The organism is Brevibacillus invocatus (genome assembly GCF_003710915.1).
Taxonomy (GTDB): domain Bacteria; phylum Bacillota; class Bacilli; order Brevibacillales; family Brevibacillaceae; genus Brevibacillus; species Brevibacillus invocatus.
This window is the reverse complement of record NZ_RHHR01000039.1, coordinates 1-19,133: the sequence shown is the minus strand read 5'-3', so window position 1 is coordinate 19,133 and position 19,133 is coordinate 1. Positions and strand designations below refer to the sequence as shown.

16 protein-coding genes and 1 pseudogene are annotated in these 19,133 nt (G+C 50.0%); 3 read left to right on the top strand and 14 right to left on the bottom strand.

Annotated features, from left to right (window positions below; translation table 11 throughout):
- Positions 1–140 precede the first annotated feature (140 nt).
- The 5 genes from EDM52_RS19140 to EDM52_RS19120 are packed head-to-tail and all read right to left on the bottom strand — an operon-like array spanning position 141 to position 7,421.
- Positions 141–2,405, bottom strand: a complete 2,265-nt coding sequence (locus EDM52_RS19140; protein WP_122910555.1) for a cellulose biosynthesis cyclic di-GMP-binding regulatory protein BcsB — start codon at positions 2,403–2,405, stop codon at positions 141–143.
- Between the two features lie 3 nt (positions 2,406–2,408).
- Positions 2,409–3,695 carry a glycosyltransferase family 2 protein gene (locus tag EDM52_RS19135; protein WP_122910554.1) on the bottom strand — a complete coding sequence of 429 codons (1,287 nt, stop codon included), beginning with the start codon at positions 3,693–3,695 and terminating at the stop codon, positions 2,409–2,411.
- On the bottom strand, positions 3,688–5,472 hold the full coding sequence (locus tag EDM52_RS19130; RefSeq protein WP_122910553.1) for a polysaccharide deacetylase family protein: 1,785 nt from the start codon (positions 5,470–5,472) through the stop codon (positions 3,688–3,690). Before EDM52_RS19130 ends, EDM52_RS19135 begins: the two co-directional genes overlap by 8 nt.
- Positions 5,438–6,307, bottom strand: coding sequence for a GGDEF domain-containing protein (locus EDM52_RS19125; RefSeq protein WP_122910552.1), 870 nt, complete (start codon positions 6,305–6,307; stop codon positions 5,438–5,440). The genes EDM52_RS19130 and EDM52_RS19125 overlap by 35 nt, the downstream gene beginning before the upstream one ends.
- On the bottom strand, positions 6,288–7,421 hold the full coding sequence (locus EDM52_RS19120; RefSeq protein ID WP_122910551.1) for a glycosyl hydrolase family 8: 1,134 nt from the start codon (positions 7,419–7,421) through the stop codon (positions 6,288–6,290). The genes EDM52_RS19125 and EDM52_RS19120 overlap by 20 nt, the downstream gene beginning before the upstream one ends.
- 220 nt (positions 7,422–7,641) lie before the next feature.
- On the opposite strand from EDM52_RS19120, the gene EDM52_RS19115 reads away from it, so the two are divergent.
- Together EDM52_RS19115 and nadD are read left to right on the top strand one after the other, a co-directional pair.
- Complete coding sequence (locus EDM52_RS19115) at positions 7,642–8,547, top strand: cysteine hydrolase family protein (protein ID WP_122910550.1); 906 nt, start codon at positions 7,642–7,644, stop codon at positions 8,545–8,547.
- 45 nt (positions 8,548–8,592) lie between these two features.
- Positions 8,593–9,234: a nicotinate-nucleotide adenylyltransferase gene (gene nadD / locus EDM52_RS19110; protein WP_122910549.1), complete on the top strand. Its 642-nt coding sequence runs from the start codon at positions 8,593–8,595 to the stop codon at positions 9,232–9,234.
- A 116-nt stretch (positions 9,235–9,350) separates the two neighbouring features.
- Here nadD and EDM52_RS19105 read toward each other — a convergent pair whose 3' ends face one another.
- From EDM52_RS19105 to EDM52_RS19095, 3 genes and pseudogenes are all read right to left on the bottom strand, one after another.
- Positions 9,351–11,471, bottom strand: a complete 2,121-nt coding sequence (locus EDM52_RS19105; RefSeq protein ID WP_122910548.1) for a sensor domain-containing protein — start codon at positions 11,469–11,471, stop codon at positions 9,351–9,353.
- 210 nt (positions 11,472–11,681) lie between these two features.
- Positions 11,682–12,056 carry a VOC family protein gene (locus EDM52_RS19100; RefSeq protein WP_122910547.1) on the bottom strand — a complete coding sequence of 125 codons (375 nt, stop codon included), beginning with the start codon at positions 12,054–12,056 and terminating at the stop codon, positions 11,682–11,684.
- A 26-nt stretch (positions 12,057–12,082) separates the two neighbouring features.
- Positions 12,083–12,262, bottom strand: a pseudogene (locus EDM52_RS19095) (YbaK/EbsC family protein); the annotation flags it as partial.
- 36 nt (positions 12,263–12,298) lie between these two features.
- On the opposite strand from EDM52_RS19095, the gene EDM52_RS19090 reads away from it, so the two are divergent.
- Positions 12,299–12,667 (top strand): GNAT family N-acetyltransferase, encoded by a 369-nt coding sequence (locus EDM52_RS19090; RefSeq protein WP_245997138.1) that lies wholly within the window; start codon positions 12,299–12,301, stop codon positions 12,665–12,667.
- Here the strand turns inward: EDM52_RS19090 and EDM52_RS19085 are convergent.
- The 6 genes from EDM52_RS19085 to EDM52_RS19060 form a co-directional block, all read right to left on the bottom strand.
- Positions 12,664–13,851 (bottom strand): CaiB/BaiF CoA transferase family protein, encoded by a 1,188-nt coding sequence (locus tag EDM52_RS19085; protein ID WP_122910544.1) that lies wholly within the window; start codon positions 13,849–13,851, stop codon positions 12,664–12,666. The genes EDM52_RS19090 and EDM52_RS19085 overlap by 4 nt on opposite strands.
- Positions 13,852–13,874: 23 nt before the next feature.
- Entirely contained in the window at positions 13,875–15,023 is a 1,149-nt protein-coding gene (locus EDM52_RS19080; RefSeq protein ID WP_122910543.1) for an alpha-hydroxy-acid oxidizing protein, read from the bottom strand.
- Positions 15,024–15,045: 22 nt separating this feature from the next.
- A complete protein-coding gene (locus tag EDM52_RS19075; RefSeq protein ID WP_122910542.1) occupies positions 15,046–15,825 on the bottom strand; it encodes an enoyl-CoA hydratase/isomerase family protein in 780 nt (259 codons plus the stop codon).
- Positions 15,826–15,855: 30 nt separating this feature from the next.
- Positions 15,856–16,527, bottom strand: coding sequence for a methionine ABC transporter permease (locus tag EDM52_RS19070; RefSeq protein WP_122910541.1), 672 nt, complete (start codon positions 16,525–16,527; stop codon positions 15,856–15,858).
- Entirely contained in the window at positions 16,520–17,542 is a 1,023-nt protein-coding gene (locus tag EDM52_RS19065; RefSeq protein WP_122910540.1) for a methionine ABC transporter ATP-binding protein, read from the bottom strand. Before EDM52_RS19065 ends, EDM52_RS19070 begins: the two co-directional genes overlap by 8 nt.
- A 99-nt stretch (positions 17,543–17,641) precedes the next feature.
- Positions 17,642–18,454 (bottom strand): MetQ/NlpA family ABC transporter substrate-binding protein, encoded by an 813-nt coding sequence (locus EDM52_RS19060; RefSeq protein ID WP_122910539.1) that lies wholly within the window; start codon positions 18,452–18,454, stop codon positions 17,642–17,644.
- Between the last annotated feature and the right edge of the window lie 679 nt (positions 18,455–19,133).

Genomic DNA, 19,133 nt, shown 5'->3' with positions numbered 1-19,133 from the left:
TATGGCGCGAAGATGGCCCCAGAAATTGGGCGAGCATGAAGAGAGCTTGTGCCAGAAAACACGCCTGCTGTCAGAGCCAAACCTTCCTGTTTCCGAGGGGCAAAATCACTAAATTTGCCATTTGAAAAATGATTTATTTTTTATCCTTTTCTTTTTGCTTTCTTTTTCTCCACTTTCAGCATGCGGATATAAATCACCAGCAAAATCAGGAAAACAGCCAGAACCCCGCCGATCAACCAGAGCGAAATATTCCCTACCATCTCGTCAAAACCGGTCTCTTTCGCAACTATTTCGTCCACTTGCACCGTGAAAATATCATTCGATTTGCTCATCACCACAATCTGACCATCTTCATGGGCATTTTTCAGATATTGCAGCAGATCTGCGTGAAGGAAGCTGCCCTGACCCGCCTTGCTTTCATCTGCGTCTTGGAAGAAGCTCATAGTCCGCTGCGGATTCCAGATCGAGGGCTGGACCCACGCAACATAGCGGGTGGTTTCATTGACGACATGGTACTGATTCAACGGTTTGATCTCGTTGACCAAGAGCTGCCCCTCAGCCTGCAGCAAGGAAGGATAGTGCTCCAAATCCCCCATCGCAATCACGTGGTACGAAGAAATCGCCTGCACATCCTTTTCTGTCAGCGGTTCCTGAAAGATCATGAAGGCATTCCCCTGCGGATGGTCTGCCTCCTTCAGCATTTCATTGAGCAGCATCGAGAACTGGGTCAAATACTCGCCTGTCCACTTTTCTGGCAGAAGAAAGGCAGTGTTCTTCATGCCGTCGTCCTGGACAAATGGAGCAGGCCAATACTGAAAGCTGTTTTGCGCCGGAACTTCATGTGGAACATCCAGGGTACTTTCCTTATCCACAAAGATCCAGCGTCCCTTGTTGTTTTCTGGTGCACAGGCATCTCCCTTGAGGTCCATGGAAGCCGAGAAAGCAACCGTCAAGATATGGTTTGCCTCCTTCAACACAGCCGGCGAAATAGGGACGCGAACCTGGTAGCCGTCATTTTTATCCACTGGCTTCAGCTGCTGAAGCAAGACCGTGTGGGGAACGCCATTTACCGTTACTGTCAGCTGGTGCTGCGGCTTATCCTCTCCTTCACTTTGCATCAGCAAGGGAGAGATTTTCATTTGCAGATCGAGCGAGACATCGCCGGTAATTTTCCAATGGGATGGAATCTTCAAGACCACCTGCTGGGTACCGCTATTTCCGTGCTCAAGCATGATAGGCGAATAGCCAGCTGAAGCCAGTGACAGTATATGGGATTGAGACTTTCCAGCAGATTGGCCTGGAGCCTGCTTTACTACCAGCTGATTGCCAGCCAGCTGCTTGTTCATTTCCTGATCCGTCAGCAGGTGAATCGTCTCGGCAAAACTCGATTCTTTGCCTCTCGTCACCAGGAGCAACAGCTTGGCAGCAGGCGACTGATTGACTCTCATCTGGTAGTAATCCAGTCCCAGCTTCTGATCCCTCTCAGCAATCCCCTGGTCAGCAACCAGCGTCTTGAGTGGACCATTCCATGCCTCAGGATTTCCGATCGCGATTACGTGGCCCAAGTCTCCCTTTGCCTTCCATTCGCTCTCCGGTACGATCGGGATCGGGCGATGAGTCGCAGTTTGGGCGGATAGCGAGGTGGCTACCTTCAAGGCAGCTGCCACTACATCGGGCTGCGCGGCATCGGGAACCACGATTTTGGTATACACCTCAGTCGAATTGCCCGGCTCCACGAATGGCAGCGGATACTCCTTGAGCAGATCTGAAGACGATGCTTGTGCCTGTGTATCCAGAAAAGCAAAGGAGCTTTTATCGATTTTCACCCAATTCGCAGGATCGTGTTGATCGTCGCAAATGTTGTCAGTGAGCAAGCTATGCTTGGTGATCGTAATCTTGTGAAAGCCGAATGCCGTTTCGGCTGCGCCCAGCGGGATTCTGATTCTTCCATGCTGAGCGGTCTCCTTGGTCAGGAACACACTTTTCATCGGTTTGTCATCCACACTCACCGTCAACGTAGAGCGTGTGGCGTTCAGCAGCTCAGAGTGACTAAACGCGATTTCCAGATAGTTGTTGCTCCCGACCGTTGTGCGCGGAACGCTGTAGTAATAGTCAAAGGACTCGTTCACTCCGCCCAGCGTAACGGGCTCACTCGCTAGTCGAAGAACGGTTCCCAGCGTTTGATCGGGTCCATTGGCTGCGTATACAGCATGGGCTTGGCTGGCTAGGCTTGTGAAGGTAAACACAGGCGATTGGGGCGATTGGGGCGACTGGCCCTGCGACGCAGCAGTCCCAGCCCCTGGCGGCACTGCCTGTCCTTGTGCAGAGACTGATCCTGCTCCTTGCCCAAAGAGGAGTGTGGTGACCGTCAAAAGCGCGAGCGCCGGTTTCCAATTTTTTCTCATGTTCTACACCTGTCTTTCTGATGGCGGTACGGACTTTTTATCAGCTGAAAAGCGTTCTGTCTTGTACCACTTTAGTTCTTGTCGAAAAAGGACACGCTTGATCTCCAGGTACAAAGCATAGACGACCAACACGATCCATAGCTGCGAGTAAGTAAAATACATCAACAAAACTATCAGGAAATTTTTAACATTCAATTCTGTTCGCTCGATACTAAGGGCAATCATCACTTCAGTGACGTACAGGAAGTAGGCGAGAACCCAGAGGATCATGGCGACAATCCCTACCTGCAGCTGCAAGTCGACGAACAGATTAGTCACAAACAGCACGTCCGATACAATCACGCCGAGGAAGAACAGGAAGTAAGTAAAGAAAAAGTAGATCAAATCAAACATGATGCTCTTCTTGCGCAAGGAGAACAGTCTCCACATGAATTTGAGGACGACGTACTGATTGCCCCTCGCCCATCTGGTCCGCTGCTTCCACCAAACCTTCCAGCTTTCAGGCTCTTGCTCCCAGGTGATCGCAGCCGGAAAAAAACGAATAAAATAACCGGCGTTGTAGACGCGAATCGTCAGCTCGGTATCTTCCGCAAGGGCTTTCTCATCCCACCCGCCAAGCTCCTCCAGCAGACTGCGGCGGATCGCAATATTGGTGCCGGGAATCGTCGTCACCCGAAACCAGAAGTAGCGACCTGCCTGTGCCATCCACTGGAAGCAGATCGTCTCGATGTTGATAAAGCGAGTAAGCAGATTTTTAGCAGCATTCACGACTCTAAACTTGCCGACAACAGCCCCTGCCGTAGGATCGTTTTGCAGGGCCAGAACGAGATAATGGACAGCCTTGCGCTCCGGTGTATTGTCTGCGTCATACACGATGATAACTTCTCCGGTGGAATGAGCCAGCCCCTGGTTGAGCGCACCCGACTTCCCTTTTCCAGCATGCGGCGGCTTGGTATGGACCACCTTTACATACCCGTATTTATTTGCGTAATCGTCCGCGATTTCACCAGTCCGGTCCCTGGAGTTGTCATTGATCACGACAATTTCCAGCTTGTCTTTCGGATAATCCAGTCGCAGCATTGCCTTGATGGTCCGCTCGATGACCATCTCTTCATTGTGAGCGGGTATCAAAATGCTAACCTTGGGAAGCGGCTTCTCGTTTTTCTCCCATTCCGGAATGGATCTTCGATAGCGCAGGTAGTGAAAATATCCGCCCTGCATCAGGAACATATGGTACAAAAGCATCATCCAGATGACGGACAAGGATACATAGAACAAGGTATTAGTCATCCAGATCACGCTCCATAAAAAGTTGTTTTCGCAGATTGGCTCGATTGCGCCACGTGTACAGCAGAAACAGCATCACCATGCACGATACCAGCACGGCAATGCCCCACAAAACAAGCTGTACCCCACTATTTTCCCGCAAGGAAGACATGGCGCTATGATACAGCTCTGATGCAGACACGGTTCCCGCTTGCTTTTCTGACTCCGGTACAGCTGGATCGTTGCTGGTTTCCCCTCCGCTATCCACGCTGATTTCCTGCCCGCTCAGCCTGCGCACGTCCATCCACTGCAGATCAGGCATCGTCTCTGTGTAGGCGATCATTTCTTTCAGAGGGGCCACGCCCAAGTACGGATGGAAAAACATCCCGATCACTCCATCGCGCACAAAGCTGACCTGCCTGGCTTTGTCCCTGATATCCTGCATGGGTGTAAGCGAAGCGGGATTGTAATACCCTACCGTTTCCGGGAGAATCGTCATTCCGTGCAAAAAGGCTGGCTTCGACACAAAAGGAGGCGCTCCCATGTGTCTCCAGTCATTGTCGTTAAACTGAATCTGCCCCAGCACGAAAGAAAAATGGCGAGCCATTACCTCGTACCCTTTTTGACTCATCGTGTAGTGCGGGGCTTCAAAAGCGACGGGGGCCAGGCCCAGCTCGGTCAGCTCTTGGATTCCGCTCGCCATGCGCGTCTGCATGTAGTTTTTCTCATATTGTCTCAGCGACTGCTCATAGTCTTCATACGCTGACTGAGATGACCATTCATGCCTTTTTTTCAAGGGCGTCTCATCATCCGGAGCTTTGGATATGGATGTGTTGTTCTCAATGTCCCAAAATTCCGAGCCTTCCCCCGTCTCTGAATTGCGATATTGGTGCATATAGCCGTGCAGGATAATACTAGCTCCCCTTTTCTGCAATTCCCGAAGTACCTTGACCATTTCCGGCTTTTCCTTCAAATGCACGATTTCTTTCGTCCCGGAATTGACGTATACCGGGATCAACGCGATGACGTAGGAAATCCCTTTTTCCGCCAAATAAGTCCCGGCTTCCAAAACCAGCTTTGGATCAGAATGAGGATGTACGTCCTCCAAGCGCAGCAAAGCTTGACGTCCCTCTTGATGTGCCTGCTGAAATACTTCGTGCAATGCTTCTGACACGAAGATGGAGAAGGGAGAAGTAAAATTGGCGCTTGCAAAATAGGCAGTACGATCGTGCTGCACCATCAAGGGATAGGAATAAACGCCTTTCCATCCCTCCAGCAAGACCTCGCCCTGGACAAGCGAAATACGCTCCACCAGAAAGTTGTCGTCAAGCAGCATCGGATCGATCCCCTGCGGTTTGGATACCATCTGAATATCTACCTGCCCATTCCGCTGGAGAAAGGCTAATCGAGCTCCCAGCTGTTCGACGTTTTTTCCTAACACCAACAAATGGCCTTCAAAGCCCTGCAAAATCTCCCTTGTCGAACTGGACAATTCACTGGAGATGCCCCCGTAATAGACGAGATGTGTGATTCCATTCAGATTCCGTCGGGTCAAAGCCTCGTCCGTCACATAGAAGAGCTTTGAGCTGAAATGACCCAGCACCAGATCAAGCATGCGGACTTCGTCAGTCAAGACCCCGTCCCCTGTCGTATAGACGACCAATATCCTGGGCACAGAATCTCGTCCTAGCCCTTGGGCAGCGTTCAGGCTGGTCCCTGCCATCAGCAATAGTACCGCAAGCAAAGAGAGGACGATGCGGCCAGGATTATTGAATATATTGATCCAGCTCTTGTTTGGCACGTTGCACCATCTCCAAGTGGTCACTTACATCTTCCGCATAATGACTGATGCCAAAACCGATCGTTAGTGTGACCTGCTTTTTGTTGTTTTCCAGCGTGTGGACACGGAGGAGCTTCTCCAGCTTCTGGACGACCACCTCAGCTCCCTCCTCATGACTGTTGCTTAAAATAACAGCAAAGGTGCCCGAACCTTGCTCGCTCAGATCGAGGCGAAACTTGCGGTCTGTCAGCCTCGTGTTGTTGCGCAATAGGGCAGCCAAGGAGCTAAGCAGGTAGTCCCCTTCCTTTTGTCCGTACAGACGAAAATAGGAGTCCAGATAGTTGACTTCGATCAGCATCAGCGAAAAAGGAATACCCGTCCGGCGTGATCGACTGAACTCTTCCTCCAGGTCAAAAAGCAGCCGCTTTTCGTTTGAAAATCCCGTCACTTCATCGATCGTAACCAGCTCGTCAAACTTCTCTACCATCTCCTGATGCTCGGCTACTGTCTGGCTCACCAACCGATGAGTCAGACCGGTAAGAATGGCTGCGATGAGAAAGAGTCCCATCCAGATGACGATATCGGTAACGGATAGCGGGATCGTCCAGCCGGCAAACATCCCCCAAATCAACAGACTTCCAAATAGAAACAGACTGAACAGACTCAGCCCCAAGCTGGCCAGCAATCCAAACAAAATGCCCGTCAGACTGATGATCAGCGTCCAGCCGATCAGAATGGCCGGGATCAGCTGCATGGAAGGAAAACCCGCTGCGAACAGGATGAGCAGGAGAATGAAAAACAAAAATGTCACTTGATAGCCGATAAATATCCCGTTCTTATTGGAGCGCCCCATCATTGAACAGCCTCCTTTCTGCAAGCAGTGGAAGCAAATTGTCAAAGGAATGCGTATCCATCCGACTCATGTCCAAATAACCGCCGTAGAATGCATGTTCCGGTCGCCGAATCTGCTGGCGAATCATTCGTTCGTACAAATCCATGGCAAAGGAATGATCTCCAAGCTCGCTTGCAGTCAAAATCGCCAATCCGTATACGGCTGGAGACTCGTACGCGACCACAGGCTGCTTCGTCACTGCATCATACCTTCCATACAGAAGGCCATGTTGCACGAACTCTGCCTTCAAAAACGACCAAAGCTCTGGCGACGCAATCCCTGCTTGTGCCCGATGATACGCGATATACAATTGATCGATCAGATTCACTTCCTGCTGATACACATACTCTTTCTTGGCCAGCTGGTAGGAAAATGGGAAAAATCCTTGCCGGGTCGGCAGCTTGTCCAGAAAAGTACGTACTTGCTGATCGAGCTCCTCACTAACCTGCTGATGCTCCTTCATCATATGAATAGCTGAAGCGTTCAGATAGGAGAGCGTAAGGTGATCACTGGACAGCTGATGCTTCCGATCGTAAAAATCGACCAAGAGACCGCCCTGCGCTTGATGCTCCTTGACGCTTTGTCCGATTTCGTTGGCGAGCTGGGTGTACTTTTCGTCTCCCCATTTTTCTGCTGCCAGATAGAGAGCCTCAGCAATCCTCAGATCATCGACGAGTGCATTGGTCGAGACAGTGGCATTCTTCTCTCCCCCTGCTTTCCAGGCGATCCAGCCATCTTGGTAATAGTGGGCTTGCAGGACGTCTACATTTTGAGCAAACAAGGCATGATCCCCTTTTTCCACTGCGTACATCATCCATAGACCCAGTGACTCTGAAAGGGTTTCATCCCCTTGTGCGACATTCTCGTCTTTTGTGGGAGAAGCCTGAAGATTGGTCTTCAGGGTCAGATCTTCATTCGTCAGATGCTCCCTGATAAAAAGCTCACCTGGCAAAAGTCTGGTAAATTCGGGTGTGCTGGTCACCTGCTCCGTTCTCTTCGCAAATGGCACACCAGGCAGGAACCATCCAATCAAAAGGAGGAAGGCCCCTGCCGCAATGAACAAGCGAAAATCTTTCAAACGTGTTCCCGCCTTTTTCTCTTTTCGTTGGTCTACTTTTTCTACCGTTTATCCTTGTACTCCAAGTTTCCATGTATCAATCTATCACACCTGATTATCAATACAATGGTTTTTTTATGTAAACTTCTTGAACTTGTGGTCGTTGTATTGAATGTTGCGTCCTTTTTGGATTAAATACATAGTAAGAGCTTCCAGCTTCTATCCAAAGGAGAGGAAAATCATGAAGACGCCGTTTCACGAACTCTTTGATGAAACCCGTATCGGACGTACTTCCGAAGTCCGTTTGAATCATCTGCTCCAAAAAGCAACCCAGGAGAACATCTCGCCAGCTAGCGCTGACAAACGGAAAACGCTGTTTCTGGCTATCGATATGCAAAATGATTTCATGGAGCAGGGAGAGCTCGGCGTACCAGGGTCCCACCTGGACGTATCGCGCGCTGCCCGATTCCTGTACGATCATATGGAGAAGATTACGCAGGTCGCAATCTCTTTGGATACGCACCAGCCTCAGCAAATCTTTCATCCTGGCTGGTGGGTCGATGACAAGGGCAATCATCCAGCCCCATTCACCATCATTACGCATGAAGACGTGCAGCTTGGAAAATGGCGAGCCCTCACCCATCAGACAGAAAGCCTCGACTATGTAAGCCATCTGGCGCAAAACAGCAAAAAAGAGCTCTGCATCTGGCCCTACCATTGCCTGGAGGGCAGCTTTGGAGCCGCTTTGGAAGGCCAATTTGCGAATATGGTTTACTATCACTCCGTTGCAAGGAAAGCCGCCCCTCTGCGCATCGTAAAAGGCAAGGACCCATTAAGTGAAATGTACGGTATTATCAAGCCAGAGTATGGTCCGCATGCAGCAGAACAGCTCGACTTTTTGGAGAGCTTGAGGACGTACGAGTACATCTTCGTTGTAGGGGAAGCCAAATCGCATTGCGTGTTAGAGTCGCTGCGTCAAATCCTCGAATACTATGAAGCCGATCCGTCTGTAACCTCAAGGATCGTGGTTTTGGAGGATTGCATGAGCAGCATTCCTGGTTTTGAAGCAGCCGCAGAAGATGCCTTCACTGCCTGGCAGAAAGCCTACAAGATTTCCGTGACGCGATCCACCGATTTTACATGGTAGCCAAAGACCTGTTTGCTCTGCCGACTTAGGAAAGGAATGAATCCGATGCGGATTGGTATATACGGAAGCAGTTTTGACCCGATCACATACAGCCATCTGTTCACAGCAGCAACGGTAGCTCATCGAAAGCGTCTCGACAAGGTCATTTTTGTGCCGTGCTCGTCCTTGCGCCATGATAAAAAGCTGCAGACCGAAGACCACCATCGCTTGCAGATGCTGCGCTTGGCGCTGGCCACCTCCAGCCACAAGAAAAATCGCTTTGGTGACCCGCTTTTTGAGATTTCTACAGTAGAGATGGATGCCTTGCCGGGAGAGACCTACACCTACGACACCATGATCCACATGCGCAAAAAGTATCCTGAAGATGATCTGTTTTTCATCATGGGCTCTGATCTTCTGGCTGGCATGTCCAACTGGGGCAATGCTGAAAAGCTAGTCACACAATTCAACTTTATCGTGATGTCAAGAGAAGGCTATGCATCTGCCGATATGATCGCGGACGATCCGCTGCTGCGAAACAACGATGAGCATTTTCTGATCATGAGCAAGGGAATCAATATGGGGATCAGCTCGACCTACATCCGGGACGAGATCCGCAAGGGCGGCGATCCCAGCTTTCTGTTGCCAGAAGTATGTCTGCAATACATTTATGAGCACGGCTTGTATAAGCGGATCTTAAATGAGTAGTGCAGCGAGATGAAGAATGGGTGTCCACTAGTAGTTGAGCCTACTTGAGGACACCCATTTTTTCATTAATATAGAATGTGGCCGCTTGCGGTCTGCAAATAAACGGTCATGATCGTTTACTGCATGCGCAAATATTCGTCGAAATCGCTTTTGGCCAGCGGTTTGCTGAACAAGTATCCTTGTCCGAGTCCGCAGCCGTTTTGCTGCAAGGCTTCCACCTGATCGGAAAGCTCGATTCCCTCCGCAATGACATTCATGTTCAGACTCTCCGCGATCGTTACGATGGCTTTTACAATCGCTTGGCTTTCCTGGTTATGGTGCACATCACGGATGAAGGAGGCATCGATTTTGATCGTATCCACAGGCAGGCTCTTGATGTAGCTGAAGGAGCTGTACCCCGTGCCAAAGTCATCGATGGAAATCTGAATCCCCTCTTCCCGGATTTGCTGCAAGACACATGTGGCTTCTTCCATTTTCACGAAAATGCTCTCCGTGATCTCCAGCTCCAGCCATTTCGGGTCCAATCCGGTTTCTGTAAGAGTCTGCCTGATCATCGCCACCAAATCCTTTTGATAGATTTGTCTGGCGGACAGATTGACTGATACCTTCAGCTCAAATCCCTGATCATGCCACTCCTTGTTCTGTCTACAAGCTTCGTGCAAAATCCATTCACCCAGCGGCAGAATCATTCCGGTTTCTTCTGCGATCGGGATAAAGCGATTGGGAGGAATGACGCCCAGTTCAGGATGCATCCAGCGGACGAGCGCTTCCATTCCAGTCAGCTTGCCCGTGCTGATATCCATTTTCGGCTGGTAATAGATTTGGAAGTGTTTTTGTTCAATCGCTTTTCGCAGTTCATTTTCCAACAGAATCCGTTCCAGAGATTTGGCTTCCATCGTCGGATCAAAGAAATCGAAACCGTTTCTTCCCCGCGATTTGACTGTGTAGAGCGCGGTGTCTGCACGTTTCAGCAAATCTTCTGCTTGGTCACCGTCATCTGGATACAGCGCGATCCCGATACTGCAGGAAATGTTGAATTCATTGCCATTAAAGGCAAATGGCTTCTGCAGCTCTTGCATAATATGACCGGCGATATCCGCTGCTTCCTGGCGTCCCGTGATTTGCGTCAGCAGAATGGTAAATTCGTCCCCGCCGAGCCTGCCTACCATATCTCCAGTCCTCACACATTTCTGCAGACGTTTTGCTGCTTCGACTAGCAGCAGATCCCCGACATCGTGACCGAAGGAGTCATTCACATCCTTGAAGCGATCCATATCGAGAAAGAGGACTGCCAGATTGGATTGGAAGCGCTTGGCCGAAATGATTTCCCTGTTCAGATGCTGGATAAACATCCGGCGGTTCGGCAGATCGGTCAGGGCATCGTGATAAGCCAGGTGGTGAATCGTCTCTTCGGACAGCTTCCGCTCCGTAATGTCGCGTGTGACCAACAACAGCCTCTTTACATCTCCATGCTCGTCCAGCACCGGATTCAGCTTGGTTTCTGTCCAGACAGTCGTATTTCGATTCGTTTTCAGACGGCATTCCGCCATGTATTCTTTTCTTGTACTACTCGTGTAGAGAATCGCGTACGCCATAATTTCGCGATCCTCCTCAACGACAACATCAAGCAGGTTGATGATCTGCTCATCTGGCACATGATGATCCAATATGTTCCGATGAGAGGGAGAGAGGTAGAGACATTTTCCTGATTTATCGATCATGGAAATGATATCAGATGTATTTTCAGCTATGATGCGGTACTGCTCCTCGCTTTTTCTCACTTCTTCTTCCATTTGCTTTCGATCCGTAATATCGCTGCGAATGGATACATATTGATAGATCTTCCCCTGCTGATTTTTAAACGGGACGATCGTAGTGTCTACCCAGTAAAAGCTTCCGTCTTTTGCGCGGTTGCGTACTTCCCCTCGCCATATCTTCCCTGAACCGATCGTAGCCCACATCTGCTTGAAAAAACTCGCCGGATGTGTACCTGAATTCAAAATCCGGTGGTCTTGCCCGATCAGCTCTTTTCGCTCGTACTTGGAGATTCGGCAAAACTGATCATTCGCGAATAGAATCTGGCCACGATGATCCGTGATCGCCACAATCGTGGATTGATCCAATGCATGTCTGACATCAGCGAGCTCTCGCAACGCTCGCTTCAATTTTTCATCTTTTTCATGCAACAACTCTTCCCAGTCCTGGTCAGAAAGTTGCACGATCGTATCATTAGCCATAATGGGTTCCTCTCCAGAAAAAGCGATATATTCGATTTAGTAAATGATGTCTATCAAGTTGTATATCGGTTCGATTATATCATGGAATGGAAAAAGATGAATGTTCATAGGGATACGAATGCTGACATTTTTGCAAACGATGTTGACAAGCTGTCATCCTTTTTTTCACAAAAAAATGCCCTCTCTTTCAGGTGTTCTAGAAACAATCCGTTATCTTTTTTCTGTTAGACGGATATAGTAGCCGTCCGGGTCGACAATCCGAAAATCCGTAGCTCCCCAAGGTCGTCTGGCTAAAGCACCATGTACGGGGTAGCCCAGCTCCATGATGCTGCGGTAGTAGGCTTCGATCGCTTCAACCTCCAGTACGATCTCTACCCCTCCCCCTTTTCGTTCCTGTTCGGATTGAGGTTTCAGGTAATGACCATCCGGCAAATTCTCGATAGCACCAAGACCGATGGATGCATCCCCCTTTCTCACAGACATGTAATCGTCCGATTCTTCTCCACTGACAAAGCCCAGCACTTCGGAGTAAAATCTAGCTGATGCTCGCACATCCTTCACGAACAATTCCATTCTGAATCTCATGGTTAACAGCCTCCTGCCCAATCTAGCTACTGTGTGACGTCCGCAAAAGCCGCTTTGGTCGCTTTTACGAGGTTCTCTACCTGAAGTTCGATCTGAACGCCAATTTGTCCTCCGCTGACAATCATCGTTTCCAGTGTCTGTGCCTGCTCGTCAATCAGCGTAGGAAACTGCTTTTTCATTCCAATTGGCGAACAGCCGCCGCGTATCAAATGGTTACCCTCTTCTACGAAACCGTGCATACGGTGAATGCTCGTGATTATTCACAAGAACAGTTGCAAGTCTGGGCGCCAGAAGACGAACGGGAGACGAAAATGGCGCAATGGGGCGATACCTTTCGTAGTCACATCACCTATGTCGCAGAAATAGACGGATGGCTTGCAGGCTTTAGTGACATAACCCATGATGGGTATCTCGATCGGCTTTACGTTCACAAAGATTATCAGGGACGTGGAATCGCCAGCGCTTTGGTTCGTCAGCTCGAGTCGGAGGCACTCAGGCTTGGACTGCAACAGATCTGGACAGAAGCAAGCATCACAGCCAAACCGTTCTTTGAACGTCATGGAGGAGCAAAAAGACCACCCTGTTACAGGATGGCCCTCGACTCCTATTAGATAATCTTCTTTTCTTCCAGCTCCCGGATCGTTTCTTCCGAGTACTGCAATTCCTCCAGCACTTCCTTGGTATGCTGCCCAAGCAAAGGGGCCGGACGCTTCACCTGTCCCGGTGTTCCGGACATTTTGGCAGGAAAGCCCAGACTCTGGATCTTCCCCGCTAACGGATGTTCGTACTCCATCACCATCTCGCGGGATCGGATGTGCGGGTCATTCAAGGCCTGATCATAGCTGTAGATCGGGCTGGAAGGCACCCCCGCCTCGTCCAGACGAGCAAGCCAGTATTCGGAATCCGCCTGCATCAAACAATCCTGGATCACCTGCTCCAGCTCATCCAAGTGATCGCGCCGATCCGTATTGGTCAAAAAGCGGGGATCATGGATCAGCTCTTCACGCTCGATGACTTCGCGGCAAAACTTTTCCCACAGCTTCTGGTTGCCCGCTCCGACGAGAATATGTCCATTCTTCGTCGGGAAGCCTTGGTACGGCGCTGTGACGCGATGTGCGGAGCCGTTGGCTGTAGAAACCTCTCCCGCTCCGAAATAAGCTGCCGACTCCCATACTGTCCAGGCAAGGCCGGAGTCCACCAGGGAGAGGTCGATATACTGTCCCTCTCCTGCTTTCATCTTGTGAATGTAAGCTGCCATAATCGCATAGATCGCGGTCATTCCAGCTGCGATATCATGGATGGCGATTCCGTTTTTCACCGGACGTCCGCCCTTTTCTCCGGTCATGCTCATCATCCCGGACAGCCCTTGCGCCATAATGTCGTAGCCACCCTTGGAGCTGTATGGCCCCGTCTGTCCATAACCCGAAATCGAGCAGTAGATGAGGCCCGGATTGATCTCGCGCAAGGTCTCATAGTCAATGCCCAAGCTTTTGGCCGTACCAGGACGAAAATTCTCAATAAAGACATCAGCGGTCTTCACCAGATCGTAGAGGATGTCCTTTCCCTGCTGCTCTTTGATGTTCAGGCGAATTCCCCGCTTGTTGCGATTGGCCGCCATGAAGCTGTAGCTTTCCTGCTCAAAATAAGGACCCATGATCCGGCTGTCATCCCCGTTTGGGTACTTCTCGACCTTGATCACGTCCGCTCCCAGATCACCCAGCACCATCGTGCAGTAGGGTCCAGCCAAAACCTGCGTCAAATCGATGACCTTCATGCCTTGTAACGCTTGTTGCATGCCAAAAGCCTCCTGGATGTGTATTAGAGGCGTGTCAGGATGCTTCGGTTCAGATCTGCAATCGAAGTGCTGCCTGAAAGAGCCATCGTGACATCCAGCTCGTTGAGCAAGGTATCAATCACGCTGGCCACGCCTTGTTCGCCGGCAACTGCCAGCCCATAGACAAACGGTCGACCGATCAGGACGGCATTCGCTCCGAGCGCGAGCGCCTTCACGACATCGGGGCCTGTCCGTACGCCGCTGTCCAACAACAAAGGAATCTGTCCTTTTACCACTTCTGCGATCGCAGGCAAAGCATCCAGTGAAGAAATCGCGCCATCCACCTGACGTCCACCGTGGTTGGAGACGATGATACCGTCTACGCCATGTTCCAGCGCCAGCTTGGCATCGTCCGGATGCAGGATGCCTTTGACCAAAATCGGCAGCTTTGTATGCTCACGCAAATACGCGATATCGTTCCAGTTCAAAGCCGGTGTATAGATCGTGCGCAGAATTTCCTCTACCGCATTCTCCGGCGTCACTTCTGCGAGACGGGAACAAAAAACGGGGTCGCTGATGTAGTTGGCCATCCCATAGCCCTCGCGAAGTGGCGAGTACCCGTTTTTAAAATCGCGACGCTTCCATCCCAGCATGATCGTATCTACCGTCAGTACGATAGCCGAGTAGCCTGCCGCTTCAGCCCGTCTGACCATGCTCGCGCTCACTTCGCGGTCTGTTGACCAGTACAGCTGATACCAACGAGGAGCATCGCCCATCACCTCAGCGATTTGCTCCATCGAGTGCGACGATACCGTGCTCACCACCAAGGGTACGCCTGCTGCGGCTGCTGCACGTGCTGTAGCCAGCTCCCCTTCTGGATGGGAAATCTTCTGCATGCCTACAGGTGCGAGCATGACAGGTGTTTTCAACTGCTGATTGAACAGCGTGATCGCCATCGAACGATGGGTTACGTCACGAAGCATGCGGGGCACAATCGCCCAGCGAGAAAATGCAGCGCGGTTGGAAGCGAGCGTCTGCTCCTCTACAGAGCCTCCTGCTGTATAGTCAAAGGGTCCGGCTGGAACCATATCGCGCGCCTTTTTTTCCCAATCCTCATAAGAGATCGGGAGAGACTCCGTAGATTTATCTACTTTGGTGAACAGCAGCGTTTCTTTGTTTTCTGTAAAAGACATCAATGACTACTTCCCTTCCTGGTTAGCGAAAACGTGGTTTTCTCTTCTCCAAAAAAGCTTGCACACCTTCCCGGTGATCAGCGGAGTCAAAGGATTGCAGGACCAGCTCAGCCAACTGAGCGTCCTCTTCGATCCTCCCGTCCAGGACAGCCTGCACCATCCTTTTGGTACCGCGCATCGATACCTGTGAGCCTTCACTGAGCTTTTCTGCGAAAGTGTACGTCTCACGTTCGAGCTCTTCTGTACTGTAGATGCGATCGACCAGACCGATGCGGTACGCTTCGCTCACATCGAGGGTGCTCGCCGTGTACAGCATCTCTTTGGCTCGCGACGGTCCGACCAGATCAACAAGCCGCTTGGTGCTGGTCAGATTGTAGACGATCCCCAGCTTGGCTGGCGTGATGGCGAACATTCCATTGTCTGCGCTGAAGCGAAAATCGCAAGACAGCGCGATGTCCAAGCCTCCGCCTATGCAGGTTTGATGAATCATGGCTATCGTCGGTTTGGGAAAACGATGCAGGCGATCGACCGACTCCATTGCCGGATCGTTGTACGCTTTCGCCTTTTCGGCAGATGAACGGTTTTCCAAAAACTCACTGATATCCGCTCCTGCGGCAAAAGCCGTTTCGTCCACACCGCGAATGACCACGACTCTTGTTTCGTCATCTGCTTCCAGCTGTTCGAGAAGTTGGGACAACCTGATCCACATGGCCAGATTGAATGCATTCCGCTTTTTTGGACGATTGAGAAAAATCGTCGCAATCGCTCCTGTTTTATTTACAAATAAATAATCCTCATTCATCTATTTTCACACCTCCCTGTCGCAATTGCACTAATCTTTTTTATACTTGGCTGCTAATTTATTCCCTATTGACTGCAAGCATTGCACCATCAGGATCAAAATAAATACGGTGACGTACATCACATCGACCTCGTAGCGCAGATGCCCGAAGCGATAAGCCAGGTCGCCCAGACCGCCAGCCCCGACCAAGCCTGCCATCGCCGTAGCGCCCACCAGGTTGATGACTGCAATGGTCAATCCGAGGATAATCGTCGGTCTGGCCTCACGCAGCATGACGTGCCAGATGATGTGACGTGTTCGAATCCCCATCGATCGGTATGCCTCAATCACGCCGCTATCCACCTCCACCAGTGCATTCTCCATCAGGCGCGCGATGGAGGGCGCAGCGTGGACGATCAGTGGAACGATGGCTCCTTTGATCCCGATCGATGTGCCGACAATCAGCTTGGTAAACGGCAGGATGAAAAAGAGCAGGATAATAAATGGAATCGAACGGACGATATTGACAAACACATTTAGCACCTGGTAGACAATGCGGTTTTCCAGTGCATTCCCCGGACGCGTCAGGATCAGCAGAATGCCAAGCGGCAAGCCGATCAGGACAGAAATGGCGAGCGAGACGGAAACCATCTGAAGCGTCTGGACCACAGACTCGCCGATGATAGGCAAACGCCCTTCAATGAATTGCTGGATTTCACTCATCTCCTACTTCCACTCCCTCTACCTTTACGCCCTGGTCTTCCAGATAGGCGATTGCCTTTTTCGTCTCTTCCGGATCTCCATTCAGATGGACCACCAGGGTGCCGATCTTCTCTTGCTTCAGCTGGATAATCCCCCCTGCCAAAATGTTGGGCGATACCGGAAAGAGGGCGCTTACCTGCGCTAATACAGGCTTGCTGGTACTTCCACCGACAAACGAGAGCCTGACCACTGGACCTGTCTCTTTCAATTCTTGCAGCAGGGAAGGGGGCAGTTCCTTGTGATAGGTACTGTTGACAAAACGTCTGGTCGTCGGATGCTTGGCCTGGGCGTAGATATCGACCGTCTTGCCCAGCTCGATCACTCGCCCATTCTCCATGACAGCCACCCGGTCACAGATTTTTTGAATCACATTCATCTCATGGGTGATCAGCATGATAGTGATACCCAGCTCAGCGTTGATCTTGAGCAGCAGCTCCAGGATGGACTCGGTCGTCTCCGGATCCAGGGCGCTCGTCGCCTCGTCGCTTAGCAACAGCTCTGGTTCCTGGGCCAAGGCCCGCGCAATCGCAACCCGCTGCTTCTGCCCGCCGGACAATTGGCTTGGATAGGCGTCGTGCTTGTCTTCCAAGCCCACGATCCGCAGATATTTGGTGACACGCCCGTCTATTTCATTTTTGTCTACATCTGTCAGCCGCAGTGGAATCGCAATATTGTCATAGACGGTCGCTGTCTTGAGCAAATTGAACCCCTGAAAAATCATGCCGATTTTGCGTCTGACCTGCATCAGCTCCTCCGCAGGCAGGTTGGTTACTTCTTTGCCTTGAATGACGACAGAACCGGAAGTAGGTGCTTCCAGCAAATTGACACACCGGATCAACGTACTTTTCCCTGCGCCGCTGTATCCGATCACGCCAAAGATTTCGCCCAGTTTTACTTCGAGTGAAACATCCTGAATCGCATGAACCGTTCCTTTGGACGTGCGGAAAGATTTTGAAACATTCGACAATGTAATCACGTCTGAGCTGAACCTCCTTCAATCTCCCGAGCAGTTAGACATTTGCAAGCGGAATGAACAAAACGTGGCCCCACCCATTGTGGGCGGAGCCTTTGCGGTTTACCAAACTGGGATAACCGAACCTTCGAAATGTTCCTCCACGAACTTCTTCACTTCGTCGCTTTGATATGCCTTCACCAGTTTTTGTACCGCGGCGTCATCCTTGTTTTCTGTTCGGACGACAATGACGTTGTGGTGCTTGGAATCCTTTTGCTCCAGGAAGATTGCGTCTTTGCCAGGATTCAGGTTGTTTTTGATCGCATAGCTCGTATTGATCGCTGCTGCTGTCAGATCATCCAGCTGCTTGGCGATTTGTGCTGCATCCAGCTCGATGAACTCCAGCTTCTTCGGATTTTCTGCGATATCGAGAACAGTCGCGTCATCACCCACGCCGTCTTTTAGCTTGATCAGTCCTGCGCTCTGGAAGACCAGCAAGGCGCGTACGCTATTCGTCGGATCGCTCGGCAATCCGATCTTGTCTCCCTCTTTCAGCTCGTCCAAGCTTTTGATTTTGTTCGAGTACACACCCATCGGGTTGAGGACGGTCTGCCCCACTTGTGTCAGATCTGCATTTTTTTCTTTTTTATAGCTCTCCAAAAACGGAATCGTCTGGTAGCTGTTCGCGTCAATTTCTTTTTCAACCAGTGCAATGTTTGGCATTTGGAAGTCCGAGAATGCTTTCAACTCTACTTCCAGACCATCCTTTGCCGCTACTTCTTTCACCTTTTCAAGGATTTCTTCATGAAGACCAGACGTTACACCTACGACGATCTTATTCTCGGGAATCGCGGCACTTTGCTGCGCTCCTCCCCCACACGCTGTCAAAGCCAATACAAGCAACCCTGATGCAAAAAGACCCAACACTTTTCTCATGCTGAACTTCCTCCAATTCCATCTATACAACTGTGTTTAGTATGAATAAAACTTATAGAAAATCCACATGATTACACTTTCGGTAAATCATACATGAGGAAATTCTATCCTTTATTCAACGTTTGATCATGTGAGTTATCGTACTACGCAATCTATATCCAAGTCAATTAATAGGTTTTATCGGATTTGCAAAAAATTTTTTATAGACCCTCAAATCACATTTCATCCTGATTAGCTCGTTCTATTGACAATGTTCACCTAGGTAATATAGACTATTTTCGACACGAATTATCACTATTCGACACAATTGATTAGGTTATTTCTCCTAGCGAAACAACCAGAATCTATAGGTACATCGTCTGAAGGCAAAAGAGAAATTTCCACCTAGCGTGCGTGGTCGGTATCGCGTCATTCTCCAAAAGCATCATTTTGAGCCATTATCTCTATCAATTTTTATTCTTTCTAACTGATTTAGGACAATTTTTTTTAGCTCTTCACTACCGTACGCACCTGGAGTTATTATATTATCCTCTAACCAATACGATAATAGGACACTCGATTTATCACTTAAATGCAATCTTAGGAAATATCTTTCTCCCAAAGTTCCTTTCTCATTATAAATTTGATTGAAATCAATAATTTCTAATTTTAAATACTCGAATCAATTTCATAAATCTGA